Genomic DNA, 13,395 nt, shown 5'->3' with positions numbered 1-13,395 from the left:
TGTGTCAGCTCGCGTAGTCGTCGTTTTCGTGGTCCAGTATGGCTTTGAGCTCGGCCAGATGCTGTTCTGCCTGACCCGGGTAATCGTCCAGCTCTTGGGCTGTTTTCTCTGCAATCTCGTCCGACAGAACCCGCAGGGGCACGCCGCATTGCAGCGCGCGGATATAGGTTTCGGCTGCACGTTCGAAATAATAAAGCCGGTTGAACGTATCCGCGACCGAATCGCCGATTACCAGCACGCCGTGGTTGCCCATGATCATGACCTTGATCTTCGGGTCAGAGAGCATGGAGGCACATCGTTCACCCTCACTTTCAAAGGCAAGACCCGAGAAGTCTTCATCCACGACATAGCGATTGTAGAACGTGGCGGTATTCTGGTCGATTGGCGGCAAGGTGCTGTCCTTGAGACAGGCCAGCACGGTGGCATGGATCGAATGCACATGCATGACGCAGCGCGCATGCGGGCAGCGGCGGTGGATTGACCCATGCAGCCCCCAGGCCGTTGGATCCGGTGCATCCGGTGTGTTCAGAACATCAGGATCGTTTGCATCCAGCAAAAGCAGATCCGACGCCTTGATCCGGCTGAAATGGCGCTGGTTCGGGTTGATCAAGAATTGGGTGCCATCCTCGTTGACGGCAAGCGAGAAATGATTCGCCACGGCTTCGTGCATGTTCAATCTGGCAGTCCACCGGAAAGTGGCAGCCAGGTCAGTACGTTCCGGCCAGTGTGTTAGGTTCGTCGATGTCATGGGCTGAAGCATTGTGCGTTCCTTTCAGAATTCTAAAGAAATGCCAGACTCCGGGATTTGGTGACAAATGATGAATTCCGGGCTATGCCATTAAGAAAACTAATGGATGCGTTTATCATGACAAATCAGCCATCCGGCCTGCCCCCCCTGACCTGGTTGCGCGCATTTGACGAGAGTGCGCGACATCTGAATTTCACACGCGCCGCAACCGAGCTGAACCTGACGCAATCCGCGGTAAGTCAGCATGTTCGCAGCCTCGAAGCGTTTCTGGGGCGCGATCTTTTCATCCGAAAAACGCGCCGCCTGGAACTTACGGAAGACGGCGCAAACTACCTGCCCGGCATTCGCGAAGCCTTTGGCCTGATCGCCAGCAGCACCCGATCCTTTATCGGTAGGGATCGGGGGCAGATGATGAGCCTGCAATGCAACATGGCATTCTCGGTCTTTTGGCTGGCACCGCGATTGCATCGCCTCTATGCGCGTCATCCATGGCTGGTTCTGAACATCGTGACACCCATCTGGGATCCTGAGCGGCATGCAGAACATGCGGCGTTGGAAATTCGGTTCGGACGACCAGAAGAGATGTCCGAAACCGCGCAACGGCTGACCAATGACCGGTTCTATCCGGTTTGTGCACCTGACTATCAGAAAGGTGAGTTTGATCTGGAAACGGCAACCCTTTTTGACTGCGCGGGTACAATCGGCACATGGGATGCCTGGCGCCAGGCCTGTGGCGTGCCATTCAACAGGACCGGAGAGATCAATCTGGCCTCGACCTATGTCATTGCAATCACCGCCGCCCTAAACGGGGCCGGGATGACAATGGCCCATGACACACTGGTATCAAATCTGGTGTCGGATGGCCGTTTGATACGTCCCTTTGCCGCCAGCGCGCCGCTTGTCGAAGGCTATTATCTGTTCGCTCCGTCACCGCATGCGGTCACCCCCGCCAGCAGCGCCTTTCTGGATTGGATGCACGAGGAAATACAGGCCATGCCGTGACTGTATCGGGGAAAGGCGCGATACCCTTGCATGAAATGAAAAGAGGTTGGGTGTGGGCAGTCAGAACCCCAAAAACACCATGTCGAGCGCTCGGCGGATTTGATAGTCATGCCTGGTCAGGTCGGCAAGCGGCTGACCTTTCAGGATACCCGAAGGAACCGCCGCCAGTTCGGCCGTGTGCAGCACGTAAGCAATTTCACCGATCTGGAAAATGGGCTCTAGCTTGGCCAGAGGGGTGGGCCCTTGTGACAACGGAATAAGCGGCGCGACAACACGTGTTCCGGTTTCAATCAGATCGGATTGAAGATCGAGAACAAGTCGGTCGTCCGCGATACGATAGGCATGGAACTGAGCCATCAGTGGATTTTCAGTACCTGGACATCCGCCAATGGCGTTCCGTTTTCCCTGATCCATTCCCGGCGCTCGGCAATCGCGGCGGAATTCTCATCGGCCCATGCCTTGGCCTCAGCCTGCGCAACCGCGCGGGCCAATGCTGCATCACTGATTGCAGACACATTGAGACCCAGTTCACGGGCCTTCGCCAGCGTCCCGGCATTCAAAGTGACGTTCGTGCGTTGCTTGTCTGTTGCAGACCGGGACATGACGGGCCCCCTTTCATGTGTAAACAGTACACACTTTCAGTGTGTGCAACAATGCCCAGCCTGAAATCACGCTTTTGGATGCAGTCATGTCTAGACGGGCAACACCTCAGAACATGAGGTTGAGCATGACCAGAGAGACAACCAGAAACAGGACCGTCATCACCCCGCCCGAACGCACGAAATCCATGACCTTGTAGCCAGCGGGACCCATGATCAGGGCGTTCACCTGATGTGTTGGGATGATAAAGCTGTTTGACGTCGAAATGGCGACGGTAAGCGCAAAGACAGACGGGTTGGCGCCTGCCGCGACCGCAATTGACACGGCAAGTGGCACCAGCAACACCGTGGCCCCGACATTGGACATTACCAGCGAGAACGCGGTGGCCAGTATCGCGACTCCGGCCTGAAGGGACCAGATCGGCCAACCATTCAGAATGATCATGATTTGCTGGGCGATCCAAGCCGCGGTGCCAGTATTCTGCACGGCCTGACCCAAGGGTATCAGGCATGCCAACAGAAATACGGTGTTCCATCCCACGGCCCGGTATGCCTCGTCCACGCTGAGCACGCGGGTTAGCATCATACCTGCGGCACCGGTTAGCAGACAAAGCGACAACCGCACATCCGTGAACAAAATCAGCGATAGCGAAACAGCAAAAAAGGCCAGCGCCCAGCCAACCTTTTGCGGCCGCAGTTCATCTTGTGGAAAATCTGAGGTTACCACGACAAAATCCGGATCGCGTTTGATCCGCATCAGGTTGTCCCAGCGGGTATGGGCCACAAGCATGTCGCCTGCGTGAAAGTTCTCAAGCCCGATCTGGGTGGATTGATGCGTGTCCGTTTCAACGTGGCTAAGCGTTTCCTCGCCGCGATGAATTGCAAGCAGTGACATGCCGTATGTCTTGCGGAACAGAAGTTCGCGGGGGCATTTTCCAATCAGCTTGCTGTCAGGTGTCACAACCACCTCGGCGATGCCCGCGTTGGTGGGGGCAAATTCCTCGACGAAAATGTCCAGTTCCGGAAGGACAGTCAGCCCGAATTTCTTGGCGAATTCCTCTACCACCCAGCGCTGGCCAATGATGGCCAGCCTGCAGGGCGCAGCAATCTCGGCCGTCAGAACCTGAACCATCGACGTCTTGCCGCGGTAAAAGGTAGAGATGATGTACAGGTGGTTTTCATGATTGATGTCAGCCAGAATCTGACCGACCAGAGGGCTGTCCTCGGGGACTATCACTTCAAAGACATCCGCTTGCAGACCGTAAACCCGTTGCAAATATTCTTGCATTCCCTGACCCGTACCGGTGTTGTCCGACCCGGCATCGCCCGGCAGCACCCATCGGCCAAGCAACAGAAAATACGCAATCCCCGACAGGATCAGTGCAGCACCGATCGGCGTGACAGAAAACAGGCCGAACGGCTGCATCTTCTGAGATTCAGGCAGGCCTTCGTTTGCGGTCAGGATCAGGTCATTCAGCAGGATAAGCGGGGATGAGCCGACCATCGTCATCGTCCCACCCAGAATGGCGCAAAATCCCATGGGCATCAGCAGGCGCGACAGCGGAATTCCCGATCTTGAGGATATCCGGCTGACAACCGGCAGGAAAAGCGCGGCCGCCCCCACATTCTGCATGAACGAAGAAATAACTCCCACCGTACCGGACACAATCGGCAGCACCCGGTTCTCGGCTGTGCCCCCATATTTCAGAATAATCGCGGCGACCTTGTTCATGAGACCTGTCTTGTCCAGTCCGGCGCCAACGATCATGACGGCTATGATGGAAATCACCGCGTTTGAGGCAAAGCCGTCGAACAGGTGTGGGACGTTTGCCAGATTTTCGAGGCCGGGCGCATAGCTGAGAAGGCCGATGATGACCAGAACCAGAATGGCGGACAGGTCAATTCGAACGATTTCGGACACGAAAAGAAAAACAGTAAAGGCCAACAGTGCGCAAACCACACCCATCTCGAAAGTAAAGGCCAATTGTTCCAACAGGACCACCTGGTACTTGTATTAATAGTGTAATGAAAAAGCCTAGGCGATCACCGCAGTCTTGTCATGAGTTTTCGATTTTCAGCGTCATGCTTCAGTCTTTGCCTGCGTCTTCTGCCAAGAGCCGCTCTGCGATGGCGGTCGTATCATCGAGATGCCGGGCGACGGCTGCTTCTGCTGCATCGGGGTCACCGGACAGGATCGCATCGCAGATTGCCTGCATATGATCTGGCCCCGGACGCGCGCGCTCGGAAGAGGCGAGGGTCATCATGCGCAACCTGCTGATGCGCCCGTTCAGACGCTGCACGACTTCCCAGGCTATATGATGCCCTGCGCCGTCAAAGATTTCCGAGTAGAAATCCGACGTTGACCGAAACAGATTGCCCGGTGCGCTGTCCTTGAAGCCCTGTTTCAAACGATCCAGCGCCTTCTGCAGGCGGTCGGCCCGTGCTGGCGTTATCCGTTCGGCGCAGGTTCGGGCTGCCGCGGTTTCCAGCATCCGGCGAATGTCGTAAATCTGGCGCGCGTCGTCCCAGCTCATCCGTGCAACGATGGGGCCGCGTCCGGCCAGAATCTCGACCAATCCCTCGGCCTCGAGATAGCGGATCGTTTCGCGAACGACTGTCCGGCTGACGCCCAGCTGGTCGCACAAAGGGCGTTCGACCAGACGTTCACCCGGCTTGAAATGCCCCTCGATAATCGCGTCGCGCATACGCTCCTGCACCATGTCACGAAGGGTGGCCGGGGGGTGCGGTATCTTTGCAAGCTCAGGTCTGGTCATGAGCCACGCAATAGCAGTGCAAGTCTGAGCGGGCAAGCTATATTGACATACCGTATTATGGTATACCATCTTGTGTCGCAGAGAATCACACCCGAGGTCCCCGATGCCTGCTGAAATCCGCAAGACCCTGCTGCATGTCGAAACCACGCTGATCGAAGGCGGTAAAACAGCAGCAACGCCCCTAAAGATGATTGCGGCCGTTGCCGTGATCCGAAACCCGTGGGCCGGCCAGGGATTTGTCGAAGACCTGAGGCCCGCAATTCACGACTGCGCCCCGGGTCTGGGCGAGCTGCTGACCGGCATGGTCCTTGATGCCACCGGCGGCGGTGACAAGGTCGAAGGCTACGGAAAATCCGCGATTGTTGGTGTGAACGGCGAGGTCGAACATGCCTCGGCCCTGATCCACACATTGCGTTTTGGGAACCATTATCGCGAGGCGGTGGGCGCAAAGTCTTATCTTGCGTTCACCAACACCCGGGGTCCGGCGAACGCGCCGTTGCAGATTCCGCTGATGGACAAGAACGACGGTGGACGGCGCAGCCATTATCTGACCATCCAGCTGCAGGTGGCGGACGCCCCGGCGCCGGATGAGATTGTAGTCGCCCTTGGCGCCTCGATCGGCGGGCGGCCGCATCACCGCATCGGCGACCGTTATCAGGACCTCAAGGAACTGGGCCATGACGTTGACAACCCTGCAGCTGTCTGAGCCATTCGGTCGGGTCACCTGTCAGGAAGCAGGAACCGGTACGACCGTGGTGCTGATCCATGGTGTCGGTATGCAGTCCAGCGCTTGGGGCCCGCAGATCGATGCCCTATCGGATAGCCATCGCGTCGTGGCAATTGACATGCCCGGACATGGCGGCAGCGCCCCCCTGCCCGACGGGGCCGAACTGCCCGAGTTCGTGGACTGGCTTCATGCTGTTCTGCTGGCTTTGGACACAGGTCCGGTCAGCCTTGCGGGCCATTCCATGGGCGCGCTTGTGGCCGGTGGATACGCCGTGACACATCCGGGAATGGTGTCCCGGGTTGCGTTGCTGAACGGGGTATTCCGGCGCACGGCCGAGGCCCGCGCCGCCGTCGAAGCACGCGCCGCAGAAATCCACAACGGCTCGTTTGATCTTGAAACTCCGTTGTCGCGCTGGTTCGGCACAGGTCCCGCCGATCAGAGTGCCCGCCAACAGGTTGCCGGATGGCTGTCGACGGTGGATATTCATGGCTATGCGACAGCCTACCGGGCCTTTGCACGCGGTGACGCCACTTATGCGGATCGGTTTTCCACGATCTCCTGCCCTTTGCTGGCACTGACCGGTGAGGGCGATCAGAATTCTACTCCGGCCATGTCCCGGGCCATGGCGCAGGCGGCGTTGAACGGCAGGTCTGCAGTGATCAGCGGGCATCGACATATGGTGAACCTGACAGCACCATCGCAGGTTAACGATGCTCTGAAAGATTGGCTGAACACACCTGCAGCGGAATGGGAGACGAGCGATGAGCACGATTGATCCACGCGCGCTGCGCGACGCGTTCGGCGCATTCATGACCGGTGTGACCGTTGTCACAACCCATGACCACGACGGCAATCCACTGGGGTTTACGGCAAATTCCTTTTCCTCAGTATCCCTTGATCCGCCGCTTGTGTCGGTCTGCCTTGCCAACAGCTCCCGCAATTATCAGGCGTTCAGTACAGCAACCGGGTTTGCCATCAACATCCTGTCTGATGCGCAAATGGATGTCTCCAACACCTTTGCGCGTCCCGTTGAGGATCGGTTTGCAGCGGTGGACTGGCAAACCGGCCCAAATGGCGCGCCGATTTTCGACGGCGTCTCAGCATGGTTCGACTGTTCCGTGTTTCAAACGGTCGAAGCGGGTGACCACCTGATCCTGATCGGCAAGGTCGAAGCCTTTGAAAACACCACCCGCCCCGGTCTGGGCTATGCACGCGGGGCCTATGTGACACCTGCTGCCGAGGCTGAAGCCCTGAGCAATTCCACCAACCTCGTGGTGTCGGCGCTGATCGAATTTCAGGGCAAGGTTCTGTTGATTGATCCCGGCGACGGGCAACTGTCCCTTGCGGAAGCAAAGGTCGGCAAGGACGGCGCGACAGCAGCATTGAAGCGGCTCATCGATGCAAGCGGCGCAAGGGCCGAGCCCGGATTTATCTATTCCGTTTACGAAGACGAAGCGCGCGGAATGCAACATATCTCGTTTCTGTGTCAGGCAAGTGATGACGCCACATCGCAAGGCATGTTCACCGAGCTTACACCAACAACCCTGATGGACATTGCAGATCCGGCGATCTGCACCATGCTGGAACGGTTCGCGGATGAAAGTAAGTTGGGGAATTTCGGGATATATTTCGGCAATCAGGTCAGCGGCACCGTTCGCCCGATGACATCAGGGAGTTGAGGCATGAAGTTCTCGCTTTTTGCGCATATGGAGCGCATTTCCTCGGATGAGGATCAGAAACAGCTTTATGACGAATTTGTCGAGCTGTGCAAAATCGCTGACCGGGGCGGGATGCATGCGGTCTGGACGGGCGAGCATCACGGTATGAATTTCACTATCGCGCCCAACCCGATGCTGAACCTTGTCGATCTGGCGCGTCACACCGAAAACGTGCGGCTGGGCACCGGTACGGTGGTCGCGCCCTTCTGGCACCCGGTCCGGCTGGCGGGTGAGGCGGCGATGACCGATATCATCACCGATGGCCGTCTTGAGCTGGGCATCGCACGCGGAGCGTATTCCTTTGAGTATGAACGCCTGATGCCTGGCATGGACGCGTGGGAGGCCGGTCAGCGCATGCGCGAACTGGTACCTGCGGTTCAGGCCCTATGGAAAGGCGACTATGACCATAACGGAGAGTTTCATTCGTTCCCCAAAACCACCTCGTCCCCGCAGCCGCTGCAAAAAGACGGACCGCCGATCTGGATTGCGGCGCGCGACCCCAACAGCCATGAATTCGCCGTCTCAAACGGGTGCAACGTGCAGGTCACGCCCCTGTGGAACGGGGACGGGGAAATTCATGACCTGATGAGTAAATTCAACGCCGCCTGCGAGAAATTCCCGGAACGGCCACGTCCAAAGATCATGCTACTGATGCATACATACGTGGCTGACAGCGAAGAAGACACCAAACTGGGCGCCGTCGAGCTGAACCGTTTCTACTGCTACTTTGGCGCATGGTTCATGAACAAACGCGATGTCACGCAAGGTCTGATCGAACCGCTATCCGAAGACGAAATTGCGGCCCATCCGATATACTCGCCCGATGCGATGGAACGAGATCTGGTGATCGGCACGCCCGAAAAGGTTATTGAACGGCTGAAAACCTATGAAGCGCTGGGATATGACGAATATTCCTTCTGGATTGACAGTTCGATGACGTTCGAGCGCAAGAAAGCCTCGCTTGAGCGATTCATCAACGACGTGATGCCCGCCTTTCAATAAGGCCCTGTCAGGAGCAGAAATGCAGATATTTCAGCACTATATCGACGGCGAGTTTTCCGACGGCTCAGCTCAGTTCGACAGTCTGGACCCGGCAACGGGCAAGCCGTGGGCAAAAATGGCCCAAGCTAGCACCGGAGATGTGGAACGCGCAGTCCAAGCTGCATCGACTGCGTTTGTTTCCCCGGAATGGGCGGACATGACGGCCACAGGCCGGGGCAAGCTGTTGCTGCGTCTTGCGGAATTGCTTGGCGAGAACGCACAGCACCTGGCCGCGATCGAGACCCGCGATACGGGCAAGATCATCCGCGAAACCAGCGCCCAGATCGCCTATGTCGCCGAATACTATCGTTATTACGCGGGCCTTGCCGATAAGATAGAAGGTGCCCATCTGCCGATCGACAAGCCAGACATGGAGGTCTGGCTACGCCGCGAACCAGTTGGTGTTGTCGCCGCGATCGTCCCGTGGAATTCGCAGCTGTTCCTGTCGGCGGTGAAAATCGGACCCGCGCTGGCGGCGGGGTGTACCGTTGTCCTGAAAGCGTCCGAAGACGCCCCTGCCCCGATGCTGGAATTTGCCCGAATCTTTGATCAGGCGGGGTTTCCGAAAGGTGTCCTGAACGTCATCACCGGCGGTCCTGATGTGGGCGCAACGCTGACGAGCCATCCATTAGTGGATCACGTGGCCTTTACAGGCGGTCCGGAAACCGCGCGCCATATCGTTCGCAATTCGGCCGAAAACCTGGCGTCGACCTCGTTGGAGCTTGGCGGAAAATCCCCTTTCATCGTTTTCGATGACGCCGATATCGAAAGCGCGGTAAACGCGCAGGTCTCGGGCATTTTTGCAGCCACCGGTCAAAGTTGCGTGGCCGGGTCGAGGTTGCTGGTGCAAAGCTCGATCAAGGACGAATTCCTCAGGCGTTTGAAGGAAAAAGCCGAAGCGGTTGTTATCGGCGCTCCTGATGACATGGCGACCGAGGTTGGTCCCCTTTGCACTCTGCGCCAGCGCGACAATGCACTGGGCCTGATTGCTCAATCCGTGGACGAAGGGGCAGATTTGATCACCGGCGGCGCGGCACTTGAACGAGATGGGTTCTACTTTGCCCCGACCATTCTTGATTGTTCCGACGCGCCGAACGCCCCAAGCCTAAGTCAGGAGTTCTTTGGCCCCGTTCTGTCGGTGGTGTCCTTTGAGGATGAGGCCGAAGCAATCCGCATCGCCAACGACACCCAATACGGGCTGGCAGCCGGTGTCTTTACCCAAAACCTGACACGCGCACATCGGATGATCCGCAAAATCCGATCCGGAATAGTCTGGGTGAATACCTATCGCGCCGTCAGCCCGATTGCGCCCTTCGGGGGGCATGGACTGTCAGGGCATGGCCGTGAAGGCGGGCTTCAGGCGGCATTGGACTATACAAGGATCAAGTCTGTCTGGCTGCGTACCAGCGACGACCCCATTCCGGACCCCTTCGTGATGCGCTGATTTCTGGAAAGAGTTCCGGACCACTAACCCAAGTCTGTTCGTGCTTTCCAGTTTTCAGAACAGATGTTTTTATTGGGCATGGACCAGAATCGCAAATCCCGCCTGATTGCCCGCCTCAAGGCGGATATCGACACGATGCCGCCCCGGCTGAAATCTGTGGCCAAACACATCATCGACCACCCCGGCGAGTTTGGCATGGACCCGATCCGGGTATCGGCGGACAAGATCGGGGTAAGCCCGAACTCTCTGGTGCGATTGGCGCAACGCATGGGGTTCGACGGGTTCGAACCTTTTCGCGACCCGTTTCGTCAGGCGCTGATGACCGACCGCGAGGAAAAGCTGGGTGAGGACTGGTTGGGGCGCCTTGAGGGTGGCGATGATCTGGCCCGCAATCAGGCGCTTGTCGCAAGAAACGAAATCAATATCGTCTCGCGTTCCCTGCGGTTGATGACGCAGGACAGAATTGCGACGGCGCTGAAACACATGACCACAGCGCGCACGTGTTACGTCACCGCTACACGCGCCAGCTATGCTCTGGCCTACTATTTTCACTATGCGGGCCGAATGGCATTGCCCAGTCTTCAGCTTATTCCGCGACATGTGGGATCGGCGGTGGATGAGCTGATCACGGCGGATGAAAGGGACTGTCTGATCGGGATCACGTTTTCCCCTTATTCCGCCGACACGATCCAATCCCTTCGTTATGCAAAGGAACGCGGCGCACGCCTTATCCTGATTTCCGATAGCGAGGTGATCGCCCCGCGCGTCGAACCGGATGTGGTGTTTCCGGTCACCACTCAGTCACAACACTATTTTGGCTGCTACGGCGGGGCGATGGCGGTGATCGAATGCCTGATCGGGCATCTGGTCTCTGCCGGTGGTGAGGAAGCACAGAGGCGAATTGCCAGATACGAGGCAACCCGCGAGGATTCCGGCGCCTATTGGACTGCGCCGCGACAGCCGAAAATCCGTCTGTAAACCAGCGCCCTGCCCTATGATTACCCGTTGATCATCTCTTCGACCTGACCAAGACGTTCTTTGCCAAAGAACATCTCGTCCCCAACGAACAAAGTCGGAGATCCAAAGACCCCGCGATCCACAGCGTCAGAGGTATTTTTAACAAGCCGCGCCTTGACCTCGGGGTCCTGTGTGCGCTCAAGGATCGACTGTCCGTCGAAACCGGCCTTGTCAAAAACTTCGGCCATCACCGATGGGTCATCCATCTTAAGGCCATCTTCCCACATTGCCTGAAACCCGGTGTCGCAATAGGCCGCCAATGTCCCATCCAGTTCCGCAGCAACGGCCCCGCGCATCAACATCAGCGTATTCACCGGAAAGTGCGGGTTGAAGTTGAACTTGGTCAGTCCATGCCGGGCAATGAACCGCTGCATCTCCAGCCGTTCATAGTTCATTTTTGCGGGCACGTTGGCAAAGGCCACCATAGGTGGCTGATTGCCAGTGCTTTTGAATATCCCGCCCAGCAGGCACGGGATATAGTTGACCTGAACACCCGCCCGCTGCGCAATATCCGGCAAGACCTTGTGCACGAAATAGGCATTTGGGCTGCCGAAATCGAATATGAAATCGATCGTAGTGGTCATGGCCACACTCTCCTTACCATTTTTCGGTCCATGGACGCAGATCCAGCTCATGCGTCCATGCGGTTCGTGGCTGCTTGTGCAGCATTACATAATTCTGCGCGATGGCATCGGGGTTCAGCAGAGCATCGTTTTCGCGCAAGTCATCCACGCCCGGCACGTTTTCTCGGATGAAGTTTGAATCGATGGCACCATCGATCACGGTGTGCGCCACATGGATGTTCTTTGGCCCAAGCTCGCGTGCCATGGATTGAGCAAGGGCCCTGAGCGCGTGTTTGGCACCCGAAAAAGCCGAAAACCCTTCACGTCCGCGAATGCTGGCGGAGGCGCCGGTAAAGATGATCGTGCCCCGCTTGCGTTCCAGCATTTTGCCGGCAACCTCGCGCCCCATGAGAAAGCCAGCAAATGTCGCCATTTCCCAGACTTTGCGATAAACGCGCGCTGTCGTCTGGGTGATGGAAAAGCGGACATTTGCGCCGATGTTGAATATGGCGACTTCGATTGGCGCCACTTCGGCCTCGATGCGGTTTATCAGGGCCACCATTTCCTCTTCGTCGCGTGCATCAGTGGGCATGGCAAGCGCCTCGCCGCCGCTGTCACGGATGGAGGCCGCGAGGGCTTCCAGTGCCTCGGCATGACGCGGCCTGCGCACAAGGCACACGATCATGCCTTCGTTTGCAAAGGCGCGTGCAATGGCTGCGCCGGTATCGTCCCCCGCACCGATGATCAGGCAGGCCTGCTTTTCCGACATCGTCCATCCCTTTTCTGTCGCGTGAACACTGGTTGGTCTTGTTTCAAGACTAATTCTACTTGGTCTCGAAAAGCAACCATATTTGTGCTAGTCGTGTCTCAAGACAAAATTCGGAGATCACAGATGGCGAACCAGCACACGCATACCTGCGGTATTGCGGCGATGATGAATATCTTCGGGGATCGTTGGACATGGCTGCTTGTGCGGGAAGCATTCTATGGGGCAACCCGGTTCACGGAATTCCGGCGAAACACCGGCGCGTCGCGAAATATCCTGTCGGATCGTCTGAAGGTACTGGTGGATCATTCGATATTCGAAGAGATCGAAATTGGTGTAAACGGAACCCGAACGGCCTATGGCCTGACGGAAAAGGGCAAAGCCCTGTTGCCGGTGATGATCACCATGAGTGAGTGGGCCAATACATTCGAATACGGGCCGGGCAAAGAGCCGGTAATGCATTTGAACGGGGAAACCGGCCGCCCTTTGGACACAACTCGTTTCTTTGATGCGGACGGGGCCGAGATTAAGCCGGAAAACCTGCGCGCAATACCCGGCCCCGGCGCAAGCCCGGCAACCGTCCGGCGGCTGCAGAATGCAAGCCAGAACCTGATCTGAATCGGAAACGGCGCCATTGTGGCGCCGTTTGCGTGTCTCAAAGAGGGTGTCTTTATAGGTTCGGGTAGATCGGGAAGCGGGCGCAGAGGGCGGCGACTTCGGACCGGACCTTGGCCTCGACGGCGCTGTTGCCGTCTTCGCCATTGGCCGCCAGACCGTCCACAACCTCGATGATCCAGTCGGCGATCTGGCGGAATTCGGCCTCGCCGAACCCGCGGGTGGTGCCGGCGGGCGACCCCAGGCGGATGCCGCTGGTGATCGTGGGCTTTTCAGGATCAAACGGCACGCCGTTCTTGTTGCAGGTGATATGCGCCCGGCCCAGAGCCTTTTCGGTGGCGTTGCCCTTGACGCCCTTGGGGCGCAGGTCGACCAGCACCA

15 protein-coding genes and 1 pseudogene are annotated in these 13,395 nt (G+C 57.6%); 8 read left to right on the top strand and 8 right to left on the bottom strand.

Annotation, left to right across the window (positions count from 1 at the left end):
* Positions 1–4 precede the first annotated feature (4 nt).
* The gene (locus ACR0NA_RS21250; protein ID WP_480732506.1) at positions 5–748 is read right to left on the bottom strand and encodes a class II aldolase and adducin N-terminal domain-containing protein; all 744 of its coding nucleotides are present in this window, start codon (positions 746–748) and stop codon (positions 5–7) included.
* Between the two features lie 117 nt (positions 749–865).
* Here ACR0NA_RS21250 and ACR0NA_RS21245 point away from each other — a divergent pair, with 117 nt between their 5' ends.
* On the top strand, positions 866–1,750 hold the full coding sequence (locus ACR0NA_RS21245; protein WP_480732504.1) for a LysR family transcriptional regulator: 885 nt from the start codon (positions 866–868) through the stop codon (positions 1,748–1,750).
* A gap of 60 nt (positions 1,751–1,810) precedes the next feature.
* Here ACR0NA_RS21245 and ACR0NA_RS21240 read toward each other — a convergent pair whose 3' ends face one another.
* From ACR0NA_RS21240 to ACR0NA_RS21225, 4 genes are all read right to left on the bottom strand, one after another.
* On the bottom strand, positions 1,811–2,107 hold the full coding sequence (locus tag ACR0NA_RS21240) for a CcdB family protein (protein WP_480732502.1): 297 nt from the start codon (positions 2,105–2,107) through the stop codon (positions 1,811–1,813).
* Positions 2,107–2,352, bottom strand: coding sequence for a type II toxin-antitoxin system CcdA family antitoxin (locus ACR0NA_RS21235; RefSeq protein ID WP_480732500.1), 246 nt, complete (start codon positions 2,350–2,352; stop codon positions 2,107–2,109). Before ACR0NA_RS21235 ends, ACR0NA_RS21240 begins: the two co-directional genes overlap by 1 nt.
* 106 nt (positions 2,353–2,458) lie before the next feature.
* The gene (locus tag ACR0NA_RS21230) at positions 2,459–4,315 is read right to left on the bottom strand and encodes an SLC13 family permease (protein WP_480732532.1); all 1,857 of its coding nucleotides are present in this window, start codon (positions 4,313–4,315) and stop codon (positions 2,459–2,461) included.
* Positions 4,316–4,436: 121 nt separating this feature from the next.
* On the bottom strand, positions 4,437–5,123 hold the full coding sequence (locus tag ACR0NA_RS21225) for a GntR family transcriptional regulator (RefSeq protein ID WP_480732498.1): 687 nt from the start codon (positions 5,121–5,123) through the stop codon (positions 4,437–4,439).
* A 103-nt stretch (positions 5,124–5,226) separates the two neighbouring features.
* On the opposite strand from ACR0NA_RS21225, the gene ACR0NA_RS21220 reads away from it, so the two are divergent.
* The 6 genes from ACR0NA_RS21220 (at position 5,227) to ACR0NA_RS21195 (ending at position 11,031) form a co-directional block, all read left to right on the top strand.
* Positions 5,227–5,829 carry an amino acid synthesis family protein gene (locus tag ACR0NA_RS21220; protein ID WP_480732496.1) on the top strand — a complete coding sequence of 201 codons (603 nt, stop codon included), beginning with the start codon at positions 5,227–5,229 and terminating at the stop codon, positions 5,827–5,829.
* Positions 5,801–6,625 carry an alpha/beta fold hydrolase gene (locus ACR0NA_RS21215; protein WP_480732494.1) on the top strand — a complete coding sequence of 275 codons (825 nt, stop codon included), beginning with the start codon at positions 5,801–5,803 and terminating at the stop codon, positions 6,623–6,625. Before ACR0NA_RS21220 ends, ACR0NA_RS21215 begins: the two co-directional genes overlap by 29 nt.
* Positions 6,612–7,529, top strand: coding sequence for a flavin reductase family protein (locus tag ACR0NA_RS21210; protein ID WP_480732491.1), 918 nt, complete (start codon positions 6,612–6,614; stop codon positions 7,527–7,529). The genes ACR0NA_RS21215 and ACR0NA_RS21210 overlap by 14 nt, the downstream gene beginning before the upstream one ends.
* Before the next feature lie 3 nt (positions 7,530–7,532).
* Positions 7,533–8,570, top strand: coding sequence for an LLM class flavin-dependent oxidoreductase (locus tag ACR0NA_RS21205; RefSeq protein WP_480732489.1), 1,038 nt, complete (start codon positions 7,533–7,535; stop codon positions 8,568–8,570).
* 19 nt (positions 8,571–8,589) lie between these two features.
* On the top strand, positions 8,590–10,053 hold the full coding sequence (locus ACR0NA_RS21200) for an aldehyde dehydrogenase (RefSeq protein ID WP_480732487.1): 1,464 nt from the start codon (positions 8,590–8,592) through the stop codon (positions 10,051–10,053).
* A 78-nt stretch (positions 10,054–10,131) separates the two neighbouring features.
* Complete coding sequence (locus tag ACR0NA_RS21195; RefSeq protein ID WP_480732485.1) at positions 10,132–11,031, top strand: MurR/RpiR family transcriptional regulator; 900 nt, start codon at positions 10,132–10,134, stop codon at positions 11,029–11,031.
* A 20-nt stretch (positions 11,032–11,051) separates the two neighbouring features.
* On the opposite strand, the gene ACR0NA_RS21190 is transcribed toward ACR0NA_RS21195, so the two are convergent.
* Together ACR0NA_RS21190 and ACR0NA_RS21185 are read right to left on the bottom strand one after the other, a co-directional pair.
* Positions 11,052–11,654 carry a DsbA family protein gene (locus ACR0NA_RS21190; RefSeq protein WP_480732483.1) on the bottom strand — a complete coding sequence of 201 codons (603 nt, stop codon included), beginning with the start codon at positions 11,652–11,654 and terminating at the stop codon, positions 11,052–11,054.
* Positions 11,655–11,667: 13 nt separating this feature from the next.
* Positions 11,668–12,402 (bottom strand): SDR family oxidoreductase, encoded by a 735-nt coding sequence (locus tag ACR0NA_RS21185; protein WP_480732481.1) that lies wholly within the window; start codon positions 12,400–12,402, stop codon positions 11,668–11,670.
* Positions 12,403–12,525: 123 nt separating this feature from the next.
* On the opposite strand from ACR0NA_RS21185, the gene ACR0NA_RS21180 reads away from it, so the two are divergent.
* Entirely contained in the window at positions 12,526–13,017 is a 492-nt protein-coding gene (locus ACR0NA_RS21180) for a winged helix-turn-helix transcriptional regulator (RefSeq protein ID WP_480732479.1), read from the top strand.
* A 52-nt stretch (positions 13,018–13,069) separates the two neighbouring features.
* On the opposite strand, the pseudogene glyA reads toward ACR0NA_RS21180, so the two are convergent.
* Positions 13,070–13,395: pseudogene (glyA, locus tag ACR0NA_RS21175) on the bottom strand (serine hydroxymethyltransferase); the annotation flags it as partial.

The organism is Ruegeria sp. C11 (assembly GCF_056537725.1).
This window is presented reverse-complemented; position numbering and strand designations above follow the sequence as displayed.

Bases quoted from the DNA above. Each gene is read 5' to 3' on its own strand.
- ACR0NA_RS21250 (WP_480732506.1), bottom strand. From the start codon at position 748: ATGACATCGACGAACCTAACACACTGGCCGGAACGTACTGACCTGGCT.
- ACR0NA_RS21245 (WP_480732504.1), top strand. From the start codon at position 866: ATGACAAATCAGCCATCCGGCCTGCCCCCCCTGACCTGGTTGCGCGCA.
- ACR0NA_RS21240 (WP_480732502.1), bottom strand. From the start codon at position 2,107: ATGGCTCAGTTCCATGCCTATCGTATCGCGGACGACCGACTTGTTCTC.
- ACR0NA_RS21235 (WP_480732500.1), bottom strand. From the start codon at position 2,352: ATGTCCCGGTCTGCAACAGACAAGCAACGCACGAACGTCACTTTGAAT.
- ACR0NA_RS21230 (WP_480732532.1), bottom strand. From the start codon at position 4,315: ATGGGTGTGGTTTGCGCACTGTTGGCCTTTACTGTTTTTCTTTTCGTG.
- ACR0NA_RS21225 (WP_480732498.1), bottom strand. From the start codon at position 5,123: ATGACCAGACCTGAGCTTGCAAAGATACCGCACCCCCCGGCCACCCTT.
- ACR0NA_RS21220 (WP_480732496.1), top strand. From the start codon at position 5,227: ATGCCTGCTGAAATCCGCAAGACCCTGCTGCATGTCGAAACCACGCTG.
- ACR0NA_RS21215 (WP_480732494.1), top strand. From the start codon at position 5,801: ATGACGTTGACAACCCTGCAGCTGTCTGAGCCATTCGGTCGGGTCACC.
- ACR0NA_RS21210 (WP_480732491.1), top strand. From the start codon at position 6,612: ATGAGCACGATTGATCCACGCGCGCTGCGCGACGCGTTCGGCGCATTC.
- ACR0NA_RS21205 (WP_480732489.1), top strand. From the start codon at position 7,533: ATGAAGTTCTCGCTTTTTGCGCATATGGAGCGCATTTCCTCGGATGAG.
- ACR0NA_RS21200 (WP_480732487.1), top strand. From the start codon at position 8,590: ATGCAGATATTTCAGCACTATATCGACGGCGAGTTTTCCGACGGCTCA.
- ACR0NA_RS21195 (WP_480732485.1), top strand. From the start codon at position 10,132: ATGGACCAGAATCGCAAATCCCGCCTGATTGCCCGCCTCAAGGCGGAT.
- ACR0NA_RS21190 (WP_480732483.1), bottom strand. From the start codon at position 11,654: ATGACCACTACGATCGATTTCATATTCGATTTCGGCAGCCCAAATGCC.
- ACR0NA_RS21185 (WP_480732481.1), bottom strand. From the start codon at position 12,402: ATGTCGGAAAAGCAGGCCTGCCTGATCATCGGTGCGGGGGACGATACC.
- ACR0NA_RS21180 (WP_480732479.1), top strand. From the start codon at position 12,526: ATGGCGAACCAGCACACGCATACCTGCGGTATTGCGGCGATGATGAAT.